This window comes from Streptosporangium vulgare, from assembly GCF_042428775.1.
In the GTDB taxonomy this organism is placed as follows: Bacteria; Actinomycetota; Actinomycetes; order Streptosporangiales; family Streptosporangiaceae; genus Streptosporangium; species Streptosporangium vulgare.
Genome location: NZ_JBHMBS010000030.1, coordinates 1 through 26,348 on the forward strand (window position 1 = coordinate 1; position 26,348 = coordinate 26,348).

Genomic DNA, 26,348 nt, shown 5'->3' on the forward strand with positions numbered 1-26,348 from the left:
GGCCGCACCGCCGCCTGGCAGGGCCCGCACCAGAACGTCACCACGCAGCTCACCAACAACAAGAGCTACACCACCAGCGTCTGGGTCCGCTCCCAAAGCGGCACCCCCAGCGCGAAGACCACCCTGACGCTCACCGCGAACGGCACCACCAGCTACCTCCAGCTCACCCCCGCCCAGACGATCAACACCAACGGGTGGACCCAGCTCACCGGCACCGCGACGGTCTCGTGGACCGGGACGCTGACCAACGCCTCCTTCTACGTCGAAACCGCCGCCGGCACCGACGGCATCTACATCGACGACGCCTCCCTCCAGTGACGGGAGACGCGCCGCGCCAGGACACCGATCACCGCCGACGGCCGTCGCGGTCGTGACCCTCGTCGTCCGGCGACCGGCCGACGAGAGCACCACCTTCGTCTCGCCCCGGTGGAACGGCTCGTACGCGGCCGGCGCGAGCACCACCTTCGCCCCCATCACCAGCGGCAGCGCGACCACCCCCCGGTCGCCGGCGCCCGACCCTCGCTAGGAGCGACATCAGTGAAAAAACAACGAGCACGTGTACTGCTGAGCCTGGCTGCGCTGGCCGTGGCGCTCACCCCGGCCACCCAGGCGCAGGCGTTGGAGAACGGCGTGGCCCGGACCCCGCCGATGGGGTGGAACACCTGGAACACCTTCGGCTGCAACATCAACGAGACCCTGATCAAGCAGACGGCCGACGCCATGGTCAGCAACGGCATGCGCGACCTGGGCTACCAGTACGTCGTCGTCGACGACTGCTGGATGAACTCCAACCGCGACTCCGCGGGCAACCTCCAGCCCAACCTGTCGAGATTCCCCAGCGGCATGAAGGCCCTGGGCGACTATCTGCACGCCAGGGGCCTGAAGTTCGGCATCTACCAGGCCCCCTTGGACAAGACCTGCGCCCAGTACTTCGGCTCCTACCCGGGTGCGACCGGCAGCCTCAACCACGAGGTCCAGGACGCCCAGCAGTTCGCCGCCTGGGGCGTCGACTATCTGAAGCACGACTGGTGCTCCCCCACCGGCACCATCGACGACCAGGTGCGCATCTTCGCCAAGATGCGCGACGCGCTGGCGGCCACCGGGCGGCCGATCCTCTACAGCATCAACCCCAACAGCATCCACGACAAGACGGGGCCTCGGCGCAACTGGGGCGACATCGCCAACATCTGGCGGACCACCGAGGACATCACCAACAAGTGGGACACCGGCCAGACCAACGGCTACCCGATGGGCATCCAGAACATCGTCAACGTCACCGTCCCGCTCGCCTCGTACGCCAAGCCCGGCCAGTTCAACGACCCCGACATGATGGAAGTCGGCCGCGGCGGCATGAACGACACCGAGATGCGCAGCCACTTCGCGCTGTGGGCCATGATGGCCTCGCCCCTGATCGCCGGGAACGACGTCCGGAACATGGACAGCGCGACCAGCACGATCATGAAGAACCAGAACCTGATCGCCATCAACCAGGACACGCTCGGCCTCCAGGCCACCCAGGTCAGCAACGACGGCACGCGCCGCATCCTGGCCAAGCGCCTGAGCAACGGCGACGTCGCGGTCGCCCTGTTCAACCAGGGCGGCAGCACCACCACGATCAGCACCACCGCGTCCGCCATCGGCCTGTCCGGCAACTCCTTCGGCCTGCGCGAGGCCTGGAGCAACGCCGTCACCTCGACCACCGGGAACATCTCGGCGAGCGTGCCGGCGCACGGCACCGTCGTGTACCGGGTGAGCGGCGGTACGCCCAACCCCGACCCCACGCCCACGCCCACGCCCACGTCCTCCACGACGACCCCGATCCGGGGGGTGGGGTCGAACCGATGCCTCGACGTGACCGGCGCCTCCCAGACCAACGGCACCCTGGTGGTGATCTGGGACTGCAACGGCCAGAGCAACCAGCAGTGGACCTCCACGGCCGCCGGTGAGCTGCGGGTCTACGGCAACAAGTGCCTGGACGTCAACAACAACGGCACCGCCGACGGCACCGGCGTCCTCATCTGGGACTGCAACGGCCAGAACAACCAGAAGTGGCGCTTCAACTCCGACGGCACCATCACCGCCGTCGGCTCGAACAAGTGCCTGGACGTCGCGAACAACTCCACGGCCAACAACGCCAGGGTCCAGATCTGGACCTGCACCGGCGGCGCCAACCAGCGGTGGAACCGCGCCTGACCGCAACGCGCTCACGATCCGGCCCCTCCTCCCGCGTGAACCGCCGGAGGAGGAGCCTGTCCGCCGCCGGTGTCCGGCCCCCGGCCCGGCCCTCGGCCCGGCCCCGGTCCGCCTCCAGGACACGGCGGCGGACACCGGCGGTTCACGTGGCCTCCGCCACCTCCTCTCCGGGGTGACGGCGGCCCTGTGCCGGAAGGCTCAGTTCCGGCGGGCGTGCGGGGGGCGATGGACGACGACGGGCGCCTGGGCGTGGTGGAGCAGGGCACGTACGGTCGAGGTGAGGAACAGCCTCCGGCCGGGGGCGCCCACGATGACCAGCTCGGCGGTCTCGGAGGCGTCGATGAGCGCTTTGGCCGGATGCTCGTGCGCGACGTGCTCGACGAGGGTCACGTCGGGGAACCTCTCCCGCCAGCCGCCGAGCGACTCGGCCAGCAGGCGGGCCTCCTCGTCACCGACGTCTTTGATGTCGTAGACGAGCGGTTGCATGTCGCCGGGTGCCCTGGTGGTCGGGTGGGTCCAGGCGTGCACCGCTCGTAGCGGGCGCCGGCGCAGGGTCGCCTCGGCGAAGGCGAACTCCAGGAGGGGGTCCTGGTCGGCGCGCCCGGTGACGCCGACGACGATCTCGGTGTCCTGGGCGGCGGGGGGCCGATTGACGACCACCACCGAGCATGGGGACCGGGCGGCCAGATCGTAGCTGACCGAGCCCACCAGCAGCCCGGTGAATCCGCCCAGCCCCCGGCGGCCGACGACGATCAGCTGTGCGGCCTCGGCCGCGATGGCGATCGCCTCGGCGGCGCCTCCGTCGAGGATCTCGGTGGTGACCTCCAGGGTGGGGGCGTCGGAGCGGGCCTGTTCGACGGCCCGCTGGAGGAGTTCCTTGCAGGCGGCCTCCTCGGCGGGTCCCCAGTGGGCGGGCTGGGGGACGAGGGGGACGTCGTAGGCCCAGCGGAGGGCGGCGTGCACGATGTGCAGCGGCGCTTCCCGCAGGGCAGCCTCCTGCGCCGCCCAGGTCACGGCCTGTAGTGAGGACGCGGAGCCGTCGACGCCGACGACGATGGGGTCTGTCATGATCATCACCTTCGGTTCGTCGCCGGGGGCCGATGCTCCGGTCTCGGTGGGTGGACCCGCGGCCGGACGAGATCATCCGCTCGCGCTTTCCGCGGCCCTGATTCCTCTCATTTTTCGTAGTCCCGTCAGCTGCCGGGTAGGGGCGAAGGTCCCGTGGGTGCCGTCGGGGACCGCTTCGTTGCCCGGCCGGTGGGAAATCATGGCGTATTCCTTGTTTTCCCAGGTCAGCACGGTGATGAGAGGAGGGCGGAAGGTCCCATGCCGTCGGGACCTTCCGCCCTCCTCCTCGGACTCCGTCCTGGCGAGCATGGAAGGGGAGGTGAGAGCGATGACCGATATCCGTGAAGTCGTCGTCGGCTACGACGGTTCCGACTTCTCCATGCAGGCCCTGGAGTGGGCGATGGACGAGGCCGAGCTCGGGAGGCTGCCGCTGAAGGTGGCCCACGCTTGGCGGTGGCCGTACGGGGAGGCCGGCGAGGAGGCCAAGCTGCATCTGCGCAAGGCCGCCGAGCACGTGCTGTACCACGGAGCCGACTGTGCCCGCGCGTGCAGCACGCTGACCGACGTCGCCACGGATCTGTACGAGGGCGCGGCCGCCGAGCGGCTGATCGAGCTGTCGGAGCGGGCGGCGTTGGTCGTGGTGGGCTCTCGTGGCATGGGCACCCTCGCCAGGACCGTTCTGGGGTCGGTCGCGGGATACGTGGCGGCGCATGCGCACTGCCCGGTGATCATCGTACGCGGGCCCGGCCCGATTCCCGTGCCGAGGGAGCGCGGCGACGTGGTCGTGGGGATGAGCGGCGACACCCCTGACGGGGTGATCGAGTTCGCCTTCCGTGAGGCCCGCCTCAGGCGGCTGAAGCTGACGGCGGTGCATGCCGGACGCCTGCAGCCGCTGGCCCACGACACGCGGATCACGATGAAGGCGGCGGAGGACGGCATGCTGGAGCGCCTGGGGCCGTGGCGGATCGCCTACCCCGGGGTGGCCGTTCACGCCTGTTTCGCCGCCACGTCCGCGAAGGACCTCCTGGTGGACGCGTCCAGGGAGGCGAGCCTGGTCGTGGTCGGCGGAGCGCGTGAGCACGGCAGGCTCGGCTCGACCTCCAGGTCGGTTCTCCAACATGGCCTGTGCCCCGTCGCGGTCGTTCCCGCCGAATGGAAGAGCCCGTGGCGGAAGGCGCCCGCGTCGTCGGGCTCCGCCGCCTCCGGCGACACGCGGGTCTTCGAAGGCTGATCGGAGCGTGGCCGAGGGGGACGGGGAGGGATCCTCAGGACCTGAGGATCCGGGCGCTTCAGGCGAGGGTCAGGTGAAGGACGTCATGGGAGCGGTGGCCGTCGCGGCCCGCCCTCTCGTTCCCCCGTGGGGGTGTTGTCCCGGTCCCAGGTGAGTTCGTCGATCACGTCGACGACCCCGTTGGTCTGCCGGGTCATCCACAGCGCGACCCGCGTGTCCCCGCGCAGGGCCATCCGCCCGCTCAGCGTCACCACGCCGTCCTTGACCGTGACCTGGACCCGGGAGGTGTCCATCCACAACGATCGCGCCAGGGCCTCCACCCGGACCTCGTGCTCGATCTCGCGGTCGGAGCGGAGGAACACCTTCAGCAGGTCGCAGCGGCTGACGATGCCCGCCAGGCGGCCGTGCTCGTCGATCACCGGGAGCCGTTTGACGCCTTTCTCGTGCATCAGGCGGCCGGCGCTCACCACCGAGGCGTCCTTGGAGATCGTGACCGCGGGGGCGCTCATCAGGTCCCGGGCCACCTCGCCCTTCGCCCTGCCCGCGCACGGCTCCCAAGGTGGCGTGGCGGACGACGGATGGTTCTCACCGGGGAACCACTCCCGGAGCTCCTGTCTGCGCAGCAGGTCGGCCTCGGAGACGACGCCCGCCACGTGGCCGTCGTCGTCCACCACCGGCAGGGCGCTCAGCGCGTGGGTGAGAAGCATCTCCGCGATGTCCTTGAAACAGGTGTTCTCACCCGTTGAGATCACCTTCCAGGTCATCACATCCTTGACGGTGACATGGCGCATCTCTGCCTCCGGACACGCGGCGACGATCGGTTCATAGGGGCAGCATCGGCCCTGCTCACAGCGATCTGTAGGGTCCAAGTGCTCTTTGGGCGGGGACTGTCGGCCCCAGGAGACGCGGCCCGCCGGTCAACGGTCACGTCCTCTTCCCCTCAGCCGCAGTTCGGCCAGATCTGCGACGACGAGATCGGCTCCGGCGGCCCGCAGGGCCTGTCCCCCGCCGTGCCGGTCGACCCCGATGACGAGTCCGAACCGGCCTCGCCTGCCCGCCCGCACGCCGGCCAGGGCGTCCTCCACGACGGCTGTCCGGCCGGGGCTCACGCCCAGCCGCCGGGCCGCGTACAGGAACAGCGCGGGATCGGGTTTGCCCGCCAGTCCCAGCCGGGCGGCGGCCACGCCGTCGACCAGGACGTCGAACAGGTCGGCGGCGTTCGCCACGTCAAGCACCCTCGCGCAGTTGCGGCTCGCCGAGACGGCGGCCGTGAGCACGTCGCGGCGCCGTAGCTCGCGAACCAGGTCAAGGGTCGAGGGGAAAGGGGTCACGCCGTGTGCGCTGATCTCGGCCAGGAACGACGCGTCCTTCGCGGCGGCGAGGCCCGCCACCGTGTCCGGATCGACCGCGATGTTTCTGGAGCGAAGAAAGTCGTTCACCCCGTCCAGCCTGGATTTGCCGTCGACGTGGCGCAGATAGTCCGCACCGGCGTCGAACGGCGGGAACCGCTCCCCGGATCGTTGGGCGTACTCGTCCAGAAAGGTGTCGAACACCTGTTTCCACGCGGCGGCGTGCACCCTGGCCGTATCGGTGATGACCCCGTCGGTGTCGAAGATCATCGCGGCGATCTCCTCGAGGTCCACCACCGCGGGAGCTGTCATGAAGCGGCCCCTTCCCGTGGCCCCGGCACCGCCCGGCCCTGCCGTCAGGGACGGGCCGTGTGGAGGCCGGTGACCTTCGCCGGGAGAACGTACGGGACGGAAAGGGAGCGGCCGAAGGCCGACGGACGTTCGGACGGCGGCCCCGGCGTGGATCACCGGCCGTGCCGGATGCGGCGGCCGGTGATCTCGGTGGGGGTGATCTTGACGTAGAGTTCGCGGTCGCCGCCGGCCCAGGGCTGGACGCTCAGGGCCATCACGGCCGCCTGTTCCTCGGCGGTGGAGACGTGGTGGACGCCGCCCCGGATGAGCACGCTCCAGCCCTCGCGGTTGGCGTCGTCGATGCGGTCGACCTCGAAGGCGATCTTGAACTCGACCCCCTTCACCCCGGTGCTCAGGTTCGCGTCGAACGGGCCGCCGAAGGCGGTGCGGAAGATCACGCAGCCCTCGTGGAGGACGTAGTTGACCGGCAGGATCGTCGGGCCGCCGAGGTCGTCGAAGGCCAGCCGGCCGACCCCGCCGGGTGAGATGAGCCGCAGGCACTCCTGCGTGTCCAGCCTCTCCAGCTCGGGATGAAGGGCCGCTCGCCCCCGCCCGGGTGGCTGGTCGATGGTCGCTCCGAGGAGTTCGGCGGTGCTGGTGTCCAGAGCGGAGGCGAGGCGCTCTATGGTCTCGATGGCGGGTGCGGCCGCCCTCTGCTCCACGTAGGCGAGGTAGGAGGGGTTGATTCCCGCGCGGTTCGCCAGCTCCTCCCGGTCCAGGCCGAGGCTTTCACGTCGTCTGGCGATCCGGCGGCCGAGATCACCGGCGGCGGCGAGGCGTTCAGCCATGGGATTCTCCCCTCGAAAGATGGACATCGTCGGCGGAGGCCGACTTCGTGCGGCATGCGGCGGGCCGCGTCGGACACGGCGCCGGGCTCTGGTGGGCGGCCTCTGGGGACGTCTTCTCACTGGGAACGCTACGGCGGGGGAAAGGGCGGGAAACAGGGCCGAAAGTCCTGTTCGTCGCGGCCGGGTGACCTTGTCTTCTCAAGTCCCGTCTTCTCAGACCCTGTCCTCTCAGGCCCGTCTTCTCAGGCCCCCGGGGGCCTTCCCGGCACCTGACCGAGGTCCTTCCCGGCACCCGACCCGGGGCTCTTTCCCGCACCTGCTCCCGGGCCCTTTCCCACACCCGACCGAGGTCTTTTCCGGCACCCGTCCCGGGCGGGCACCGCGGCAGGCGGGCCGCACCGGCTCGCCCTGGCAGGCGGGCCGCACCGGTTCACCGTGGCCGCCGGGCGGTCGTTCCCCGCGACGAGCACGGCCTCGACCGGTTTGTCCGGCGTCGGGGCACCGGTCCGTCAACGGAGCTGACGGCGCAGGTGAGAGGGGGCGGGCGGGACCGGGGCCAGCCGGACGCGCAGGTCCACCGCGACGGCGCCGCAGGGGCCGGCGATGATCGGGTTCAGGTCCAGTTCGGCGATCTGGGGAAGGTCGTCCACGAGTTTCGCCACGCGGACGATGTGATCCTCCACAGCCGCGGTGTCGGCCACCGGGCGGCCCCTGTATCCGGACAGCAGCGGCGCGCAGTGCAGCTCCTGGATCATCTCCGTGGCGTCCTGGCCGGTCAGCGGGGGGCTGCGAAAGGCTCGGTCGGTGAGCAGTTCGGCGCTCACGCCTCCCATGCCGACCATGACCAGGGGGCCGAACGAGGGGTGACGGACCGCGCCGACGATGATCTCCACGCCGTCGGGGACCATCGGCTGGACGGTCGCGCCGGTCATCTCCGGGCCGATCGTGTCCTTCATCGCGCGGTAGGCGCCACGGACCTCCTTCAAGGTGCGGAGCCCGAGCCGGACGCCGCCGACATCGCTCTTGTGCACCGGTCCGGCCGCCTTCAGCGCGACGGGGAACCCGAGACGGGCGGCGGCCCGGGCGGCCCCGTCGGCGCTGTCCACGGTGGCGAACTCCGCCACGGCGACGCCGTAGCAGGCGAGAAGCCGGGCCGCCGTCGCCGGGTCGAGCCAGCGGCCCTGAGGGTGTCGCGACAGGTCTTCCTCGACGAGTTCGCGCGCCGCCCGGATGTCGGTCCCCGCCGGAGGGACGAAGGGCGGATCCGGACGTGAGCGCCACCGCGCGTAGCCGGCGGCGCGGCTCACCGCCTGCACGGCCTGCTCGGGAAAGGCGTAGACCGGCACCGGGCCGATCGTCTCGTCACGGCCGACCACGCAGGCGACCACGGTCTTGCCCGCCGAGCCCGCCACCCGTGCGATCGCCTCACGGGTCCGTTCGAGCCCGGAACCGAACGGCGGGGTGTAAACGATCAGGACCGCGTCCACCACCGGGTCTTCCAGCGCGGTCAAGGCGGCGAATTCCAGCTCCTCGGCCTGCCCGTCGGCCGTCAGGTCGACCGGGTTGGCCACAGCGGCGGCCGCCCGCAGCCGGGAACGCATCCGTCGCTGGACGGCGGGCGACAGTTCCGGGACGACCAGGCCGTGGCGCTCGCAGGCGTCGGCGGCCAGCGCCTGTGGCCCGCCGGAGTTGCCGACGATCGCCACCCGGCCTCCGGCGGGCAGCGGCTGGGTGGCCAGGAGCCGCGCGGTGTCCAGCAACTCCCGCATGCCGTCGACGCGGATGACCCCGGCGGCGCGCAGCAGGGCCTCGACGGCGATGTCCGGGGTCGCGGCGGCGGCGGTGTGCGAGCGCACGGCCCGATCGCCCGAGGTGCTGCGGCCGCTCTTGATCGCGACGATCGGCTTGCGCCGTCCCACGCGGCGGGCGATCCTGCCGAACCTGCGCGGGTTGCCGAAGGACTCCAGGTACAGCGCGACGACCTCGGTGCCCGGGTCGTCCTCCCAGTACTCCAGCAGGTCGTTGCCGCTGACGTCGGCCTTGTTCCCGACCGAGACGAAGGAGGAGATCCCGATCCCGAGCTCGGTGGCGCGGGCGACGAGCCCGGCGGCCACCGCTCCGGACTGCGACATCAGCGCGATGGCGCCCGGGGGCGGGGGGTGGGGCAGGAAGCTGGCGTTGAGCGCGGCGCCGGTGTTGACGACTCCGAGGCAGTTGGGGCCGATCAGCCGCATCCCGCCGGTACGGCAGACGCGCAGCAGTTCGGCCTGGCGTGCCGCTCCCCGGGGGCCGGTCTCGGCGAAGCCGGCGCTGACCACGACGAGGCCGGCCACGCCGTGGTCAGCGCACTCGCGTGCGACGTCCAGGACGGCGCTCGCCGGAGTGGCCACGACGACCAGGTCGACCGGCTCGCCGATCGAGGACAGGTCAGGGTAGGCGGTGACACCGAGGATCTGGTCCGCCTTCGGGTTCACCGGGTAGACCGGTCCGGGAAATCCGCCGTCGAGCAGGTTGCCCAGCAGCCGGTGCCCCACCCGGTCCGGCTCGCGGCTCGCGCCCACGACGGCCACCGACCGGGGCGACAGCACCCGCGCCAGCGAGGCGCGCTCGGCCTCGTGGTCGCGCCGCTCGATCGCGGCCGTCAGCGTGTCCGTGGGGCGCAGGTCGATCCGGACGCGCACCTCGTCTCCGGCGAACTCCCGGGTCGTCGCCAGGCCGAGGTCGGCGAGGACCTTCAGCATCGTCCCGTTGCCGGTGAGCACGTCGGCCACCAGTTCGCTCACACCGTGGGCCGCGGCGTCGAGCGCCAGATGTTCCAGCAGGAGGGTGCCCAGGCCTCGCCCGTGTACGTGGTCGTCGATGAGGACGGCCACGTCGGCGCTGTGGTGGTCCTCGCCCGGGATGTACTCCGCGACCGCGACGAGCCGCCCCGCGAGGAGGGCGACCTGGGCGTGCCCGCGGTAGTCGGGGCCGGTCAGCCGGTCCATGTACCCGTGGGCCGTGGCGCGGCCGGCGGTGAAGAACCGCAGATAGGCCGATCTCGCGGAGGTCTGGTCCACCAGGGCGTGCAGGGCCTCGCGATCCGTGCCGCGCAGCGGCCGGACATGGGCGATCTCCCCGTTTCGCAGCAGCGCGTCACATTCGTCAAAGCTCGCCATGCGGCCAGCCTTTCCCGGAGCCCGATGCCCCGTCAGGGGTCCTTCGGCCCCTTCGCCCGGCTGAAGGTCACCGGCCGGACCCGGGTGGCGGGTCCGGGCCGGATACCGGCGGGCGGGTCCGGGCCGGGTACCGGTCATGTCCTGCCCCACCCGCGGCGTCCTCGGCGGCGTCCTCAGCCGGGTTCCATCTGAGGACGCCGGAACCGCCGGGAGGTGACGGCCGAGGGAGCGCAGATCACCGTCAGCGCCTGCTCAAGGGCCTGACCCGCGGTCGCGCCGGTGTCGATTTCGGTCGCGGCGGGCCAGGGCGCCATTCTCGCCGCCATGGTCTCGGCGATCGCCTGGTCGGCGTCGGACACCCCGCCGGTCCGGCGGGCGAGCCGTTCGGCGGTGATCTGCCGCGGAGCGGTGCAGCGCAGGGCCACGAGGTCGCTGAAGGTGCGCTGGGCGAGCTGCTCGGCCGCCGCGCGATGCTCGGCGTCGATCCAGGAGGCGTCGAGGATGACCGGCTCGCCGTGCCGGAGCAACCTCTCGGCGCGAGACAGCAACTCGTCGTAGGTGCGCTCGGTGCGCTCCCGGTCGTAGAGGCCCTCGCCGAAGGGCGCCGCCGCCGGCTGGTGGGGCGCGATGCCGGCGAGTTCCTTGCGAACGCGGTCGCTGTTCAGCAGCGTGTATCCGAGGCGGTCGGCGATGGCGGCGGCCAGGGTCGACTTACCGGTCCCGGGAGTCCCGCCGACGAGGACCAAAGTGATCATCCCCGCTCGCAGGTGACGAAGCGTGAGATCTGCGAACTGCCGGGCCTGCCAGGCCGAGCCGGAGCCTTCCTGCCGCTGCCGCAGACAGGCGACCTTGGCGCGGACGAAGGCCCGGTAGGCGACGTAGTGATGCCAGAGCGAAGGCGGAGCGGGATCGGCGGTGAACTCGACGTAGCGGTGCAGGAACACCTCGGCCAGGCGAGGCTCCCCGAGCCGCTCCAGGTCCATCGCGAGGAAGGCCACGTCGTCCAGGCCGTCGAGGAAGCGGAGCCGTTCGTCGAACTCCAGGCAGTCCAGAATTCGCGGCCCGTCGTCCAGGCAGAAGATGTCCTCCGCGAGCAGGTCACCGTGGCCGTCGACGATGCGGCCCTCCTCGACGCGGGCGGCGAACAGGGGGTCGCGGCCGCGGAGGAAACGCAGCGTGAGCCGTTCGATCTCTGTGACGACCTCGGGTTCGAGGGCCGCGTCGGGAAGCGCGCGAATCTGGTCGAAGCTCGCGCTCCAGCGGGACTGCAGTGCCGCTCTTCCTCCTTGCCGGTCGATCCGCGGGCTGTGAGGGGATCGTGCGTGCATGCTCGCGATCATCCGTGCGATCCGCAGCAAAGGCTCCTCGACCGGTTGCCCCAGACGGATCATGACAGCGAGGCGGCGCTCCTCCGGCATGCGCCGCATCACGACGAGATGCTCGCAGACCTCTCCGTCCGGGCCCAGCACGTCGGCGACCCCCTCGTACACGTCCGGGGCCAGCCGCCGGTTGAGTTCCACCTCCCGGTGGCAGGCGGCTCGCCGGGCCTCACGGGTGGTGAAGTCCAGGAAGCCGAGGTCCACCGGCTTCTTGAGCTTGAGAACACGATCTCCCAGCATGAACACGACGGCGATGTGCGTCTCCTTGATCTGCGCCCACGGTCCCATCGGCAACGCCTCCACGCTCAATCCGCCGGCCTGGCGGCCGAAGCCCCGGCTGAACGGCCGGATCCGCCCTCGATGTGATCGCGGGCGGACGGGCAGGCTCCCCCATGCCTCAGTCCTTCCCCCCGTCACGGTCCGTGACTCCGCGGCCGGCGATCGACCGCGATGTCATGCCGGCCGGCTTCGGCCGATGGTTCCGGCCTGGCCCGTGGGCAGGGGTCACTCGCGGCGCCGTCTTCGCGCACCCGTGCGTTCCCGGTCGTTCTGGAGCAGCCCCGTCCAACCTCGTGAGCACAGGACCCGGCCTCTTGAGCACGGGACCCGGCCACATGAGTACAGGGTTTCCTGAATTCAGGAAGCCCTGTACTTTGAGGGCATGCTGACGATCGCCTCCGAGATCGAGGTCCTGGCGCGCTTCGGTCGCGCGCTGGCCGATCCGATCCGCTGCCGGATCCTGCTCGCGCTGCGCGAGGCTCCCGCCCATCCCGCCGACCTGGCCGACCTCCTGGGCGTCTCCCGCACCCGGCTGTCCAACCACCTGGCCTGCCTGCGCGACTGCGGCCTGGTCGTCGCCGTCCCGGTCGGCCGCCGCACCCGCTACGAGCTGGCCGACCCCCGGCTCGGCCACGCCCTGACCGACCTGAGCGGCGCCGTCATCGCGGTCGCGGCCGACGCCGGGCGCACCTGCGCCGACGCCGAGGAGAAGGGCTGCTGCCGATGACCGCGATCACGCTCGGCCCCACCCCGGCCCGGCGGGCCGCGCTGGCCCGCCGCATCCGGCTGCTGGTGGCCGCGACCATCACCTACAACGTCATCGAGGCCGCCGTCGCCATCACCGCCGGCACCATCGCCTCCTCCACCGCCCTGATCGGTTTCGGCCTGGACTCCGTCGTCGAGGTCGCCTCCGCCGCCGCGGTCGCCTGGCAGTTCTCCGCCGCCGACCACGAACGCCGGGAACGGGCCGCGCTGCGGGTCATCGCGCTGTCGTTCTTCGCGCTGGCCGCCTACGTCACCTTCGACGCCGTCCGGGCCCTGCTCGGCGTCGGCGAGGCCGAGCACTCCACGCCCGGCCTGATCCTGGCCGCCCTGTCGCTGTTGATCATGCCGTTCCTCTCGGCCGCGCAACGCCGCGCCGGCCGCGAGCTCGGCTCCGCCTCCGCCGTCGCCGACTCCAAACAGACCCTGCTGTGCACCTACCTGTCCGGCGTGCTCCTCGTCGGGCTGGCGCTCAACAGCCTGTTCGGCTGGTCCTGGGCCGACCCGATCGCCGCCCTGGTCATCGCCGCCGTGGCGGTCAAGGAAGGCCGCCAGGCCTGGCGCGGAGATGCCTGCTGCGCTGTCCCCACCGCCCCCTCCCCCGGCTCCTCCGCCTCTTTCGCCGTCGCCGGCGGCACGGGGCGGGAAGCGCCGGACGGGTGCGCGGACGGCTGCTGCGCCCCCGGCAAGGAGGACGACCGGTGATCGGGCGTCCTGTGCCCGCCCGTGTGCGGGCCGCCCGCCGCTCCGGCCCGCACGGCCCGGCGACCTTCGTCCTTCGGGTGCCGGGCCGTGGCGGGTCGCGGCGCCTCGGCCGTGGCCGGCGTGCGGACGAGGCGGCCTTCTCGGTGGAGCGACCCCGCGCGTGACCGGTGGGCCGGCTCCCGGACACGGGGTCGCTGATCGGGACCTTCAGCCCTACCGCCGGCCTGGTCTTCCCCTCGAAGGTGGTGAATGAGGTCTCGTTTTCGCAGGTTGCGAGGTGGTCGAGATGTTCGCTGATCGCCGTGAGGCGGGAATGCGGCTGGCCGAGCGGCTGCATGGGTTCGCCGGTGCCGAGAACCTGGTCGTCGTGGGGCTGCCCAGAGGCGGCGTGCCGGTGGCGTTCGAGGTGGCCAAGGCCCTCGGCGCTCCGCTGGACGTGATCATCGTCCGCAAGCTCGGGGTGCCGTTCCAGCCGGAGGTCGGGTTCGGCGCCCTCGGGGAGGGTGGGGTGCGCGTGATCGATCGCGACATCGTGTGGCGCGCGAATCTCCCCCCGGAAGAGCTGACCATGGTGGAGGAGCGGGAGCACGCCGAACTCCTGCGCCGCGGGCGCCGCCTGCGCGGTGACCGTGCCCCGCTGGATCTGGCGGGCCGTACGGTGATCGTGGTGGATGACGGCGTCGCCACCGGCGGGACGGCTCGCGCCGCCTGCCAGGTGGCTCGCGCGCGTGGTGCCTCACAAGTGGTGCTGGCGGTTCCGGTGGGAGCGCCGGAGACGATCGAGAGCCTGCGGGAGGTCGCCGACGAGGTGGTCTGCCTGCGGACACCGGAGTTCTTCTACGCGATCGGCGCCTGGTACCGCGATTTCGCCCAGGCCACCGATGACCAGGTGGTCGAGCTGCTGCGGCGGGCCGGAGCCTCGGAGGACGAGCGCGAGGGGAGAGCACGGGGATCCGATCCGCCCGGCCCCGCCGGGGAGGTCTGGATGGACGTCGGACGGGTCCGGCTGCCCGGCCGGCTCGTCGTTCCGGAGAACGCCGCGGGGGTGGTGGTGTTCGTGCACGGCAGCGGCAGCAGCAGGCACAGCCCGCGCAACCGGTACGTGGCCTCGACGCTCAACCGCGCGGGTCTGGCGACGCTGTTGTTCGACCTGCTCACTCCTGAGGAGGAGTTCGACCGGGGCAACGTGTTCGACATCGGGTTGCTGGCCGGCAGGCTTGTCCGGGTAACGGGATGGCTGGATGACCGGCCGGAGGTGGCGGGTCTCCCGATCGGTTACTTCGGGGCCAGTACCGGAGCCGCGGCCGCGCTGTGGGCGGCGGCGGAGCCGGGCGGCGAGATCGCCGCCGTCGTCAGCCGGGGCGGGCGGCCCGATCTGGCCGGGCCGCGACTTCCCCTGGTGCGGGCGGCGACCCTCCTGATCGTGGGAGGCCGCGACGAGGTGGTGATCGATCTCAACAGGGCGGCGCAGGAGAGGTTGCGCTGCGAGAACCTGCTGCGGATCGTCCCCGGTGCCACACACCTGTTCGAAGAGCCCGGAACGCTTGAGAGCGTCGCGGCTCTCGCGCGGGACTGGTTCGCCCGCCACTTCGAGCCATCGGCGAGCTGAGGGGCTCCGGCTCTCCCTCCCCGGGGCGGATCACGCCGTCCGCCCCGCCCGGCGTGTCCGGCCCGGGACTTCGCGGGACCTTGGCCTCTAACGCGCCGTCGACGTGACCGCCCAGGATGTGGGGAGGACGGTGACGCGAGGCAGGGGAAGGCCGATGACGGTTGCGACGACCCGCCCGGGTGACGTGGTCCGGCTGGACGTCGCCGCCGCGGCGGCACTGCCGGCCGAGGAGGTGCTGGCCCGGCTGGGCAGCGGGCGCGAGGGGCTGACGACGGCGCAGGCGCGCGATCGGCTCGCGGTGCTGGGGCCCAACGCCGTGCGCTCGCACCGGGCCCGGTGGCCGGTGGTGCTGGCCCGCCAGTTGCGCTCACCGCTGCTCATCCTGCTGGCGGTGACCGCGCTCGCCTCGGCCTTCCTCGGCGAGCCGAGGGACGCGCTGATCATCGGGGTGATCCTGGCGGCCTCGGTCGGGTTGGGCTTCGTCAACGAGTACCGGGCGGAGAGGGCGGTCGAGGCGCTGCACTCCCAGATCGAGCATCGCTGTGTGGTCTGGCGCGACGGCCGCCCCGGCACGGCGGCGGTGACCGCGCTGGTCCCCGGCGACGTCGTCGAACTACGGCTGGGCGAGATCGTGCCGGCCGACCTGCGGCTGCTCTCGGTGAGCGACCTGGAGTGCGAGGAGTCGGCGCTGACGGGAGAGTCGCTGCCGGTGGCCAAGGCCACGGAGCCGGTCGGCGCGGGAACGGCCCTCGCCGATCTGAGCTGCGGCGCGCTGATGGGCACCGTCGTACACGGGGGCCTGGGCACCGGCGTCGTGGTGGCCACCGGCGGCCGCGCCGAGTTCGGCAAGATCGCGCTCGCGCTCGGCGAGCGTCATCCCGAGACCGAGTTCCAGACCGGGCTGCGCCGCTTCTCCCTGCTGCTGGTACGTATCGCCGCCGTGCTCACCGCCACGATCTTCGTCATCAACGTGATCCTGCATCGGCCGGTCTTCGACGCGCTGCTGTTCTCCCTGGCGATCGCGGTGGGCATCTCTCCGCAACTGCTCCCGGCCGTCGTCTCCACCAGCCTGGCCGCCGGCAGCCGGCGACTGGCCCGGCACAGGGTGCTCGTCAAGCGCCTGGTGTGCATCGAGGACCTGGGCAACGTCGAGGTGTTGTTCACCGACAAGACGGGCACCCTCACCGAGGGCCGCATCAGCTTCATCCGCGCCCTGGACGCGACCGGGCGGGCCGGCGAGGAGCCGCTGGAGTTCGGTCTGCTGTGCGACGAGGCCACCGTCGCCCCCGGTGGCGATGGCGGTGGCGAACCCGGTGCCGGGTGGGGGCGGGCGGTCGGAGGCAACGCGCTGGACCTGGCCCTGTGGGACTCCTCCGCCGCCGCCACCGTGCACGAGCGGCTGGGCCGCTACCGGCGCCTGGCCCTCCTGCCCTTCGACCACGAGCGAAGGACCGTCTCGGTCCTGGTCGAGCGTGACGACGGCCATCGCCTCATCGTCAGCAAGGGCGCGCCGGAGGCCGTCCTGGCCCGGTGCGCCGACGTCCCCGCCCAGGCGTCCGCCGCCCTGGAGGCCGAGTTCGCCGCCGGCAACCGGGTGGTCGCCGTGGCCACCAGGGACGCCCCCGACGCGACCGCGCTCACGGCCGCCGACGAGCGCGACCTGGTCTTCCGCGGCCTGCTGGTGTTCCTCGACCCGCCCAAGGCCGGCGCCCGCGACGCGCTGCGCCGCCTGGCCGGGCTCGGCATCACCGTCAAGGTCCTCACCGGCGACAACCCGGCCGTGGCCGCGAAGCTCTGCGCCGACCTCGGCCTGCCCGCGGCGCGGGTGCTCACCGGGGCCGACGTCGAGGCCGCCGACGACCCCCGGCTGGCCGAGCTGATCGGCCGGGCCACCGTGTTCGCCCGCGTCAGCCCGGAGCACAAGGCCCGCATCGTGCGCCTGCAGCGCCGAAGCGGCCTGGACGTGGCCTTCCTCGGCGACGGCGTCAACGACGCCGTCGCCCTGCACGCCGCCGACGTGGGCATCTCGGTCGACTCGGCCGCCGACGTCGCCAAGGACGCCGCCGACGTGATCCTGCTGGAAAAGGACCTCAGCATCCTGGCCGACGGCGTCGTGCAAGGGCGCCGGATCTTCGCCAACACCATGAAGTACGTCCTGATGGGCACCTCCAGCAACTTCGGCAACATGTTCAGCGCCGCGGGCGCCTCGCTGGCGCTGGGCTTCCTGCCGATGCTGCCCTCGCAGATCCTGCTCAACAACCTGCTGTACGACAGCAGCCAGCTGGCCATTCCCACCGACAACGCCGACCCCGAGCAGCTGGCCCGCCCCTCCCACTGGGACGTCCGGCTGATCCGCCGCTTCATGCTGTTCTTCGGCCCGATCAGCTCCCTGTTCGACGTCGCCACCTTCGTCATCATGCTGCAGGTCTTCCACGCGGGACCGCCGCTGTTCCGCAGCGGCTGGTTCGTGGAGTCCCTGGCCACCCAGACCTTGGTGATCTTCGCCATCCGCACCCGCCGCGTCCCGTTCCCGCGCAGCCACCCCAGCCTCCCCCTGCTGCTGGCCGCCCTCGGTGTCGTCGCCGTCGGCGCCCTGCTGCCCTCCGCCCCGTTCGCCGCGGCCTTGGGTTTCCAGCCCCTCCCGGGGCCGTTCTTCCTCGCGCTGGCCCTGATGGTGGCTGTCTACCTGCTCCTCATCGAGGCCGGCAAGAGCTGGTTCTACCGTGCCGCGCCCGCCGCGCCCGTCGCCCCCACACCCCGTCCGCGCACCCCCGGCCACCGCGTCCACCGTCGCGCGAGCCGGTTCAGCACCCAGAAGTCCGTGGCACCCGCCGAACACGTGTGAGCCGGCGAGACCGGGCCCGATCCGGTTCAACGGCACCGTGCCGGCTGCGAGCGGACAAGCTCGGCCACGCTCTCGGCGAGCCGCTCGACGGCGAGCCCGACGGCGGGCGTCACCGGGACGCCGAGTCCGAAGTCGGTGCCCTCGACGGTGTAGAGGACGAGTCCGCGGGGCAGGCGGTCCAGCGCGCGGCCGAGCGCGATCGCGTCGGCGACGCCCAGGGCGTGCGAGCTGCCGTGCCGGGCGGCGGCCGGCGTCCCTCGATCACCCTGGGCGCGGAGGGCGGAGCCGAGGGCGTCGCACCGGCGTACCGTGCCCGCGGGCGCGCCGGAGACCACCGTGTCGATCACGATCGCCAGCCCCGCGCCGGTCCACGCCTCGATCAGCTCGGCCGGGTCGCCCTCGTTCTCCACCACGGGAACCTCCGGCGAGAGCATGCCGCGCAGCAGCCGGGCCGCCTCCAGCCCGGCGGCGTCGTCCCCCCGGAACTCGTTGCCGATCCCGATGACGACGGTGACGACGCGGTCGCGCATGGGCCCTCCCGGGCGGGGATCGGCCTCACCGGTCCAGGTGAAGGCGCAGGAAGTGGGTCGAGCAGGAGATGCACGGGTCGTGGTTGCGTACCGTCCGCTCGCACAGGGCCGACAGCTCCTCCTGCGGCAGGCCGAGGCGAGGCTCGACGAGATGACGCAGGTCCATCTCGATACGGGCCTGGTTCTGCGAGGTCGGAGGCACGATGTCGGCCTCGGTGATCAGTCCGGCCTCGTCGATCCGGTAGCGGTGATAGAGCGTGCCGCGCGGGGCCTCCGAGACGCCGTGGCCGACCCCCGGGCGAGGTTCGGCCGGCACGGCCGGCGCGTCCGGCTCGGTGTAGTCCTCGATGATCCGAAGTGCCTCGTCGCAGGCGTGCAGGACTTCCACCGCCCGCACCACGATGCTGCGGAAGGGGTTGCGGCAGACGGGTCCGAGTCCGGCGTCCGAAGCCGCCGCCCGGGCCAGCGGGGAGAGCAGGTGGGCGTTCAGGGCGTAGCGGGCCAGAGCGCCCACCAGGTAGCCGGTGGAGCCGTCGAGCCGCGCGTGCAACGCGGTGGAACGCGGCACCTGTTCCTCCACGACGTGGACGGGCCAGTCGGCCGCCGCGAAACCCGTGCCGTCGCTCACCGCGATCGAGCCGGACAGGATGGCGTACTCGGCCGGGTGGCTCAACGAGAGGAAGCGGTAGTCGTGCTCCACGTCGGGGAAGTCGAACCCGGCCACCCAGCCCACCGTCTCCAGCGCCTTGTCGCGGGCCCGGCGCAGCCGTTCGGCGAGCGGCGCGAGCTCGGCGCGGGCGGGCACCCGGTAGAAGCCGCCCACCCGCACGTTGACCGGATGGATGGCCCGGCCCCCGAGGGCCGCCACCAGCTCGTTGCCGGCCTTCTTCAGCGCCAGCCCCCGCTCCACGTGGTGGCGGTGGTCGGAGGCCATGGCCACACCGCTGTCGTAGCCCAGGAAGTCGGGGGCGTGCAGCAGGTAGATGTGCAGGGCGTGGGACTCGATCCACTCGCCGTAGTACATCAGCAGCCGCAGGTCCCGCAGGGGCCCGGTCACCTCGACTCCGCAGGCCGCCTCGACGGCCTGGCAGGCGCTCATCTGGTAGGCCACCGGGCAGATGCCGCAGATGCGGGCGGTGATGTCGGGGGGTTCGGTGTGGGCCCTTCCGCGCAGCAGGGCCTCGAAGAAGCGCGGCGGTTCGTAGATGTTCAGTTCCACGTCGGTGACGCGGCCGTCGCGGGCGCGCACCAGCAGCGATCCCTCGCCCTCCACCCGGGCCAGCCCGCTGATCCTGATCGACTTATGCGTCATCCTCGGCCTCCTCGGACGCCTGGCGGAAGGGTTCCTCGGTGGCGTTGAAGGTCCGGTAGACGCGCACCAGCTCGGGGGTGCTCATGCCGAGCTCTCGCAGCCGCGCGTTGAGCGCCCGGGCGTTGGGGCTCTCCATCGGGCCGAAGCAGCCGTAACAGCCCCGGTTGAACGCCGGGCAGAGCGCTCCGCAACCGGCCTGGGTGACCGGGCCCAGGCAGGGGGTGCCGTGGGCGACCAGGACGCAGATGTTGCCCCGGGCCTTGCACTCCACGCAGACGCTGTGGCCGGGTACGAAGGGGCGGCGCCCGGCCAGGAAGGCCGAGATGACCTCCAGCAGCTGCCGCTTGTCGATGGGGCAGCCGCGCAGCTCGAAGTCCACCGGCACGTGGGCGGAGATCGGAGTGGAACGATCCAGGGTGGCGATGTAGTCGGGCCGGGCGTAGACGACGGAGAGGAACTCGCGGACGTCGGCGAAGTCGCGCAGCGCCTGGACGCCACCGGCCGTCGCGCAGGCCCCGATCGTCACCAGGTGCTTGGAGACGCGCCGCACGTGCCGGATCCGCTGGAGATCATCCTCGGTGGTGATCGACCCCTCGACCAGCGACAGGTCGTACGGCCCGCGCCCGACCGCGCTCGACGCCTCCAGGAAGTAGGCGATGTCCGTCTCGGCGGCGACCGAGAGCAACTCGTCCTCGCAGTCGAGCAGGGTGAGCTGGCAGCCGTCGCAGGAGGCGAACTTCCACACCGCCAGCCGCGGGCGTCTGGGCGCGGTCGCGGGCCCGGCCCTCACAGCTCACTCACCGCCAGCAGCCCGGCCGCCCGCTCGTAACTCAGTACGGGGCCGTCGAGGCAGGTGAGCAGCGGGCCGAGCTGGCAGTGGCCGCAGCGGCCGACGCCGCACTTCATGTTGCGCTCCACCGACAGCGACACCCGGCCGGCCGGGACACCCCGCCGTACCAGCTCGGCCGCGGTCTCCCGCATCATGAGCTCGGGGCCGCAGACGAAGGCGAAGGTGCGGCGGGGTTCGAAGACGATCCGGTCGATCAGCCGGGTGACCAGCCCCACCGGCCCCTTCCAGGCGCGGTCGGGGTGATCCACGATGATCTTGACGTCGATGCCGTGCTCGTCCCGCCAGCGGGCCAGCTCACCGGGATACATCAGGGTCGCGGGTGTGCGGGTGCCGACGATCAGGCTGAGGCGCCCGTAGCGGGAACCGTGCGCGGCCAGCTCGCGGACCACCGGTCGCAGCGGGGCCAGGCCGAGGCCGCCGGCGGCCACGACCACGTCCAGCCCGGCCGCCGCAGGCACGTCCCACGCCGTGCCGTAAGGTCCGCGGACCCCCACGACGTCGCCGGGGCGCATGCGGCACAGCGCCCCGCTGACCGCGCCCACCGCGCGGATCGTCTGCACGTATCCGCCGGAGCGGGCACGGCCGCTGATCGACATCGGTATCTCCCCGACACCGGGGGCGTACAGCATCGTGAACTGGCCGGGCAGGAACGGCGGGCAGGCGCCCTCGACCGGTCCCAGCGTCAAGGTCACCGTGTCGGCCCGGTCCGGGCGGCGTGAACGTACCCGGTAGGGCACCGGCGTCATAGGATGCATCCCAGCTCCTCGGTGACGTCGATACCGGTCGGGCACCAGGTGATGCACCTGCCGCAGCCCACGCAACCGGACGTGCCGAACTGGTCGAACCAGGTGGAGAACTTGTGCGTCAGCCACTGCCGATAGCGGGCCGGACCCGAGCCGCGCAGGGGGGATCCGCCGACTTCCGAGAAGTCCAGCGTGAAGCAGGAGTCCCATACCTCCGTCCGCTCCGCGGTGGTGCCGGTCAGGTCGGTGGAGTCCTCGACCGTGGTGCAGAAACAGGTGGGACAGACCATCGTGCAGTTGGTGCACGCCAGGCAGCGGGAGGCGACCTCGGCCCAGCGCGGCGAGTCGTGGGCCGCGGCCAGACGCTCCTGGATGCCCTCGGTGTCCACCTGACGGCCCATCCGGGTGGCGGCGAGGCGCGAGACCTCCGCGGCGGCGGCGAGGTCGTCGTCGGTGCCCGGCCGGTGCGGGAGCGCCGCGGCGATCTCCGCGCCTTGCTCGCTTCCCGTCTCGACCAGGAACCGGTGCGGGCCGCTCAGCTCGGTGAGCGCCAGGTCGAACCCGGTGGTGGCCTTCGGCCCGGTGCCCATGGAGACGCAGAAACAGGTGCCGCCGGGCACCGCGCAGTTCACCGCGATGAGCAGCAGCGCCTCACGACGCCTGCGGTAGGCCGGATCGGGATGCCTGCCCCCGAGGAAGACCCGGTCCTGGACGGCTATCGCGGCCAGGTCGCAGGAGCGCACGCCCAGCAGGGCGATCCGGGGCGCCCGCTCCTCGATCTCCTCCATCGTCTCGCCGCGCGTCCGGGACAGCCTCTGCCGGGGCGGCTGGGTGTAGCGCTTGGCCGAGTCGGGGCTCGCGGCGAAGCCGAACACCAGGTCGTCGTCGCGCTCGGTCAGCCGGTAGTGGCCGGGCCGCTGTTCGTCGCCCCGCCCCGCGGGCAGTTGCGCGGCGCAGGAGAGCTCGGCGAAGCGAACGGCTCCGTCGCGTGTCGTCGGTCCGACGACGGTGAAGCCCCGCGAGCGCAGCTCGGCGATGAGTGGTTCCAGTGAACCTGTCACAACGATGTTCATGAACTGTCCCCTTTGGCCCCCGCCTCCCTGGTTCATGCTGCCAGTACGAAGCTCCACGCCTCGGAGGAATCGCCGTACGGCGGGGCATCGGTTCGGGAGAGCCGTTCACGGCTTCCGGCCCAGGTGAAGGAGCGGTGTGATCTCCTTGCCCTCGTTTGACGTTAGGCGGATTCCGGGGGCCGCGGGCAGGGCCGAAAGTCCTTCACTGCGTGGCCGGACGGCCCGATCCGCCGGCGCGGCACCTCGCCCGGGGAGGTGATCCGGCACCCGTCGGCGGTGGGCCCCGAGAACGGTGGGCCCCGGGAAAAGGCGGCTTCCGAGGAAAGGTGACTCCCGAGGGAAGCCGGTTCCCGAGGAAAGCGGACTCCCGATGGAACGGGACGAAGGTCCTTCCCACCAGGGGCGGAAGGCTCTGCCGCGGCAACGGGGAGCGCGCGACCCTGTAGGCGACCCCTGTCGTCCCGACGTCCCGCCCGGCGGGTGCCCTCGTCCTCGGCCCGTTCGCCCGCCGGAACCGGTGGACTGTCCGCCCGCCGCAACCGGGGAACTCGCGGTGGCCGCCGTGGCGACGGCGAGGCGAGACCACCCCGGCCGGTGTCCCGGCGGAAGGCGACGTGGGGGCTGGTGCCGGCGGTCCCGGCGAAAGACGACATGAGGGCTGGTGCCGGCCGTCCCGGCGAAAGGCGACATGGGGGCTGATGAACGACCCGGAGCGCCGATGGCGTGAGCGCACGTTCGAAGCGGTGGTGTTCGACTGGTGTGCCACCGGGGTGTCGCACGGGGCCCGCGCCGCACCGATCCGCCGCCGCGTGGCGATGCTGTGCGCCGCCGGAGCCGAGGTCGCCGTGATGAGCGACGAAGATCTTGACGCGGTCGACGGACGGTTACGTGTCCGTCCCGGCGGCCCCGGACGCCTGTGGTTGTGCGTGAGCGGCGGCCTGGAACTGTACGGGGTCGGTGAGGACGGTCCTCGGCTGAGATGGCGGCGGTCCGGGCACGCCGACCGCGCCGGTGACGCCGGGTGGGCCGGGACGGTGCCGGCCGGTGAACCTGACGCCATGCGGGCGATTCTCGCCTGTTTTGACGAGCGGGGAATCGGCGCGGGGCTGGTACTGGTCGTGGGCGGTCGTTCCGGGCCGGCCGGCGAGGGAGGTCCCGGCGGCGCGATCGCCTCGATCGTGGAGGCGCGGCGGGCGACGGCGGTGTCGGTCGCACCGGAGTGTGATGATCTTCCCCCGGGGGTGGCGCACCTGGGCGGCGGGCCGGCCACGCTGCTCCACCTGCTCGACCGGCAGGTGCGGCGCAGACGGCACCGGCGGGTTCCGGCGATGGACGGCGATCCGGCGTGGACGATCCGCGAGACGGGCACCGACCCGTCGCGCCACCGGGTGACCGAGACGCTGTTCACCCTCGGCGCCGGGGGTTTCGCCACCCGCGGGTCGGTGGAGGAGCCCGCCCACGGGTCGGTTCCACTGGTGCTCGCCGCCGGGATCTACACCGGGACCGGCTCCGAGCAGCACCTGCTGCCGGGTCCCCGGTGGACCGGGCTCATCCTGCGGCCGCCTCCCCGGGAGGATCTTCGCGTGCTCGATCTGCGCGCCGGCGTGCTGTTCCGGGAGGAGATCGGCCACTCCCCTCCCGTACGGACGCTGCGGCTGGCGTGCGTGAGCCGGCCGGGGGTGGTGGCGATGCGTGCCGAGGCGGGCGTCGGACGGCTGCGGGCGGGATCCCCCCTCAGGTGGCCCCCGGAGGGCGAGGTCACCGAGGGCCGGCTCGACGGCCACGACTGGTCGCGCGTCACCTCCGGCCACGCGGGCGTGGCCGCCGTGGCGGCGCAGCGCACGGGCCGTGACGGCGGGGTACGCACCCTGGAGCGGATCGTCGCCTACACGGCCGACCCCGCCCACCGGCCGGTGCCGCGTGGTGCCGTCGCGGCGCTGGAGGCGGCCGGAGAGGTCGGCTTCGACCGGCTGCTCGCCGAACAGCGGGCGGCGTGGGCCGCGCGCTGGGAGGCCGTGGACGTGCGCATCCCCGATGATCCCGAAACTCAACTCGCCGTGCGGTTCGCGCTGTTCCATCTCTGGAGCAACACCGGGTGTGGCGAGGAGGTGGCCGTCGGCGCGCGAGGGCTGTCGGGGAAAGCCTACGCCGGTCACGTCTTCTGGGACGCCGACGTGTTCGTCCTGCCGGCCCTGGTGAGCATGCGTCCCGCCACGGCCAGGGCCATGGTCGTCTACCGGCTCCGCCGCCTGGCGGCGGCGCGGGCCCGCGCCGCCGCCCTGGGCTTCTCCGGTGCGCGTTTCCCCTGGGAGTCCGCCACCACGGGCGAGGAGGTGACCCCCGCCCGCGGGCATCTGGGCGGCGAGGCCGTCGCCATCCTCACCGGGCGGATGGAGGAGCACATCACCGCCGACATCGCCTGGGCCGCCGCCCACTACGCGCGCTGGAGCGGCGACGACGGGTTCCTGTCCGGGCCCGCACGCCCTCTCATGATCGAGACCGCCCGCTACTGGGCGTCGCGCTGTCAGGTGGACGACGCCGGACGGGCCCACATCGGTCCTGTGATCGGACCGGACGAGTACCACGAGGCGGTGACCGACAACGCGTTCACCAACGTGATGGCCCGGTGGAACCTGCGGCGGGCGGCCGAGCTCGTCTCCCCCGGCGACGAGGAGGGCCGCCGGTGGCGCGTGCTCGCGGACCGCCTGGTGGACGGCTACGACCCCGCCTCGGGCGGGTACGAGCAGTTCGCCGGGTACTTCCGGCTGGAGCCGCTGACGATGGCCCAGGTCGCCGTCCCGCCGGTCGCCGCCGACCTGCTGCTCGGCCGCGAACGGCTGGCCGCCACACAGATCATCAAACAGCCCGACGTCCTCATGCTTCACCACCTGGTCCCCGAGGAGACCGAGGCGGGCTCGCTGGAGGCCGACCTCGACTTCTACGGCCCTCGTACCGCTCACGGCTCGTCGCTCTCACCGGCGATCACCGCCTGCTCGCTCGCCCGGGCGGGCCGCCCGGACGAGGCGCTGAGCCTGCTGCGCATCGCGCTGGCCATGGACCTGGAGGACCTGACCGCGACCACCGCCACCGGCCTGCACATGGCCACGTTCGGGGGCGTGTGGCAGGCCCTGCTCACCGGCTTCGCGGGAGCGCGGGTGCGCGACGGGACGCTGTGCCTCGATCCCCGGCTGCCCGAGGCGTGGGGAAGCCTCGGCGTGCGGTTTCGCTGCCTGGGCCGTCGGGTGCGGCTGGACATCACCCGGGAGGCGGTCGAGGTGCGAACCGACGGAGCGCTGCGGCTGCGGCTGGGCACCGGCGAACCGCAGGACGTGGCGGGCTCCGCCCGTCTGCCGCGCGGCCGATGACGTACGGAGCCGATGACGCACGGAAAGGAGTGGACATGAAAGACGTGCTGGCCGTTGTCGACGACACGAGCGGAGCCGCGGCCGTGACCGGTGTCGCCCGGGCGATGGCAGAGATTCTACGAACAGACGTTCGAGAGATTCGCCTCGCGGCCGGCTCCCGGACGCAGGACGCCACCACGATGGTGCTGCGCGAGCTGGAGCGGACGAGCACGATCCTCGGCGTCCTCGCCGGCGACGCCTCGCCTCGGGCCATGTCCTGGTGGATCGTGCGCCACTCCTCCAAACCGGTCGTCCTGCTGCCCTCCTCACCGGCGACGCCGGGGGCGTTCGACCATGTCATCTCCCGGGTGCTCCTGCCGCTGGACGGATCCTTCGAGGCCGCGGCCGCCGTCACCGAGACCGCGGAGCTGTTCACCCGTACCGGTGTCGACCTGGTGGTCCTGCACGTCTTCGACGAGGCGACCGTTCCCCGCTTCTGGGATCAGGCCGCGCACGCCCGGCAGGCGTGGGAGCAGGAGTTCCTGGCCCGTCACTGCGCGTATCCGGGGGTACGCATGGAGCTTCGCGGCGGGGTGGCGGGAGAGCAGGTGGTGAACGTGGCGGCGGCGGAGCACGTGGATCTCATCGCGCTGGGATGGTCACAGCACCTCGACGAGGGAAGGGCGCGAACCGTGCGCGAAACCACGGCCGGCGCCCGCGTCCCGGTCATGCTCATCCCGGTGGCGCGGGCTGAGGGGCTCTCACCGTGAGGGGTGAGG

21 protein-coding genes are annotated in these 26,348 nt (G+C 72.2%); 10 read left to right on the plus strand and 11 right to left on the minus strand.

Features of this window, described 5'->3' with window-relative positions; all coding sequences use genetic code 11:
• The 3 genes from ACFFRH_RS36950 to ACFFRH_RS36960 form a co-directional block, all read left to right on the plus strand.
• Nucleotides 1-318: carbohydrate binding domain-containing protein (locus ACFFRH_RS36950; protein ID WP_386162190.1), on the plus strand; the 318-nt coding region annotated here is incomplete at its 5' end.
• A gap of 52 nt (nucleotides 319-370) precedes the next feature.
• The gene (locus ACFFRH_RS36955; RefSeq protein ID WP_386162191.1) at nucleotides 371-526 is read left to right on the plus strand and encodes a hypothetical protein; all 156 of its coding nucleotides are present in this window, start codon (nucleotides 371-373) and stop codon (nucleotides 524-526) included.
• Nucleotides 527-537: 11 nt separating this feature from the next.
• Nucleotides 538-2,193: a glycoside hydrolase family 27 protein gene (locus ACFFRH_RS36960; protein ID WP_386162193.1), complete on the plus strand. Its 1,656-nt coding sequence runs from the start codon at nucleotides 538-540 to the stop codon at nucleotides 2,191-2,193.
• A 198-nt stretch (nucleotides 2,194-2,391) separates the two neighbouring features.
• Here ACFFRH_RS36960 and ACFFRH_RS36965 read toward each other — a convergent pair whose 3' ends face one another.
• Nucleotides 2,392-3,261, minus strand: a complete 870-nt coding sequence (locus ACFFRH_RS36965; RefSeq protein WP_386162195.1) for a universal stress protein — start codon at nucleotides 3,259-3,261, stop codon at nucleotides 2,392-2,394.
• Nucleotides 3,262-3,589: 328 nt separating this feature from the next.
• On the opposite strand from ACFFRH_RS36965, the gene ACFFRH_RS36970 reads away from it, so the two are divergent.
• On the plus strand, nucleotides 3,590-4,492 hold the full coding sequence (locus ACFFRH_RS36970) for a universal stress protein (RefSeq protein WP_386162197.1): 903 nt from the start codon (nucleotides 3,590-3,592) through the stop codon (nucleotides 4,490-4,492).
• An 83-nt stretch (nucleotides 4,493-4,575) separates the two neighbouring features.
• On the opposite strand, the gene ACFFRH_RS36975 is transcribed toward ACFFRH_RS36970, so the two are convergent.
• The 5 genes from ACFFRH_RS36975 to ACFFRH_RS36995 all read right to left on the minus strand — a co-directional run bounded on the left by ACFFRH_RS36975 (nucleotide 4,576) and on the right by ACFFRH_RS36995 (nucleotide 11,820).
• On the minus strand, nucleotides 4,576-5,283 hold the full coding sequence (locus ACFFRH_RS36975; RefSeq protein ID WP_386162199.1) for a CBS domain-containing protein: 708 nt from the start codon (nucleotides 5,281-5,283) through the stop codon (nucleotides 4,576-4,578).
• Between the two features lie 126 nt (nucleotides 5,284-5,409).
• Entirely contained in the window at nucleotides 5,410-6,153 is a 744-nt protein-coding gene (locus ACFFRH_RS36980) for an HAD family hydrolase (protein ID WP_386162201.1), read from the minus strand.
• Nucleotides 6,154-6,305: 152 nt separating this feature from the next.
• Nucleotides 6,306-6,980 carry a pyridoxamine 5'-phosphate oxidase family protein gene (locus ACFFRH_RS36985; RefSeq protein WP_386162203.1) on the minus strand — a complete coding sequence of 225 codons (675 nt, stop codon included), beginning with the start codon at nucleotides 6,978-6,980 and terminating at the stop codon, nucleotides 6,306-6,308.
• A 509-nt stretch (nucleotides 6,981-7,489) separates the two neighbouring features.
• A complete protein-coding gene (locus ACFFRH_RS36990) occupies nucleotides 7,490-10,138 on the minus strand; it encodes a bifunctional acetate--CoA ligase family protein/GNAT family N-acetyltransferase (protein ID WP_386162204.1) in 2,649 nt (882 codons plus the stop codon).
• A gap of 173 nt (nucleotides 10,139-10,311) precedes the next feature.
• A complete protein-coding gene (locus tag ACFFRH_RS36995; protein ID WP_386162205.1) occupies nucleotides 10,312-11,820 on the minus strand; it encodes a bifunctional aminoglycoside phosphotransferase/ATP-binding protein in 1,509 nt (502 codons plus the stop codon).
• A gap of 358 nt (nucleotides 11,821-12,178) precedes the next feature.
• Here ACFFRH_RS36995 and ACFFRH_RS37000 point away from each other — a divergent pair, with 358 nt between their 5' ends.
• From ACFFRH_RS37000 to mgtA, 4 genes are all read left to right on the plus strand, one after another.
• A complete protein-coding gene (locus ACFFRH_RS37000) occupies nucleotides 12,179-12,523 on the plus strand; it encodes an ArsR/SmtB family transcription factor (RefSeq protein ID WP_386162207.1) in 345 nt (114 codons plus the stop codon).
• On the plus strand, nucleotides 12,520-13,263 hold the full coding sequence (locus tag ACFFRH_RS37005; RefSeq protein ID WP_386162209.1) for a cation efflux transmembrane domain-containing protein: 744 nt from the start codon (nucleotides 12,520-12,522) through the stop codon (nucleotides 13,261-13,263). The genes ACFFRH_RS37000 and ACFFRH_RS37005 overlap by 4 nt, the downstream gene beginning before the upstream one ends.
• Before the next feature lie 286 nt (nucleotides 13,264-13,549).
• Nucleotides 13,550-14,872: a phosphoribosyltransferase family protein gene (locus ACFFRH_RS37010; protein WP_386162211.1), complete on the plus strand. Its 1,323-nt coding sequence runs from the start codon at nucleotides 13,550-13,552 to the stop codon at nucleotides 14,870-14,872.
• Nucleotides 14,873-15,026: 154 nt separating this feature from the next.
• Entirely contained in the window at nucleotides 15,027-17,717 is a 2,691-nt protein-coding gene (gene mgtA / locus ACFFRH_RS37015) for a magnesium-translocating P-type ATPase (RefSeq protein WP_386162213.1), read from the plus strand.
• 26 nt (nucleotides 17,718-17,743) lie between these two features.
• Here the strand turns inward: mgtA and ACFFRH_RS37020 are convergent, their stop codons facing one another.
• Genes ACFFRH_RS37020 through ACFFRH_RS37040 form a run of 5 tightly spaced genes read right to left on the minus strand, consistent with a single transcriptional unit; the run spans nucleotide 17,744 to nucleotide 22,225 of the window.
• Nucleotides 17,744-18,247: a hydrogenase maturation protease gene (locus tag ACFFRH_RS37020; protein WP_386162215.1), complete on the minus strand. Its 504-nt coding sequence runs from the start codon at nucleotides 18,245-18,247 to the stop codon at nucleotides 17,744-17,746.
• Between the two features lie 25 nt (nucleotides 18,248-18,272).
• Nucleotides 18,273-19,559 (minus strand): Ni/Fe hydrogenase subunit alpha, encoded by a 1,287-nt coding sequence (locus ACFFRH_RS37025; protein WP_386162217.1) that lies wholly within the window; start codon nucleotides 19,557-19,559, stop codon nucleotides 18,273-18,275.
• Nucleotides 19,549-20,349, minus strand: coding sequence for an NADH-quinone oxidoreductase subunit B family protein (locus ACFFRH_RS37030; RefSeq protein ID WP_386162219.1), 801 nt, complete (start codon nucleotides 20,347-20,349; stop codon nucleotides 19,549-19,551). The genes ACFFRH_RS37025 and ACFFRH_RS37030 overlap by 11 nt, the downstream gene beginning before the upstream one ends.
• Nucleotides 20,346-21,164 carry an FAD/NAD(P)-binding protein gene (locus ACFFRH_RS37035; protein ID WP_386162221.1) on the minus strand — a complete coding sequence of 273 codons (819 nt, stop codon included), beginning with the start codon at nucleotides 21,162-21,164 and terminating at the stop codon, nucleotides 20,346-20,348. Before ACFFRH_RS37035 ends, ACFFRH_RS37030 begins: the two co-directional genes overlap by 4 nt.
• A complete protein-coding gene (locus tag ACFFRH_RS37040) occupies nucleotides 21,152-22,225 on the minus strand; it encodes a 4Fe-4S dicluster domain-containing protein (protein ID WP_386162222.1) in 1,074 nt (357 codons plus the stop codon). The genes ACFFRH_RS37035 and ACFFRH_RS37040 overlap by 13 nt, the downstream gene beginning before the upstream one ends.
• Before the next feature lie 698 nt (nucleotides 22,226-22,923).
• Between ACFFRH_RS37040 and ACFFRH_RS37045 the strand changes: the two genes are divergently transcribed.
• Together ACFFRH_RS37045 and ACFFRH_RS37050 are read left to right on the plus strand one after the other, a co-directional pair.
• Nucleotides 22,924-25,590 (plus strand): glycosyl hydrolase family 65 domain-containing protein, encoded by a 2,667-nt coding sequence (locus ACFFRH_RS37045; RefSeq protein WP_386162224.1) that lies wholly within the window; start codon nucleotides 22,924-22,926, stop codon nucleotides 25,588-25,590.
• A 35-nt stretch (nucleotides 25,591-25,625) separates the two neighbouring features.
• Nucleotides 25,626-26,339, plus strand: coding sequence for a universal stress protein (locus tag ACFFRH_RS37050; RefSeq protein WP_386162226.1), 714 nt, complete (start codon nucleotides 25,626-25,628; stop codon nucleotides 26,337-26,339).
• The last annotated feature ends 9 nt before the right edge of the window (nucleotides 26,340-26,348 follow it).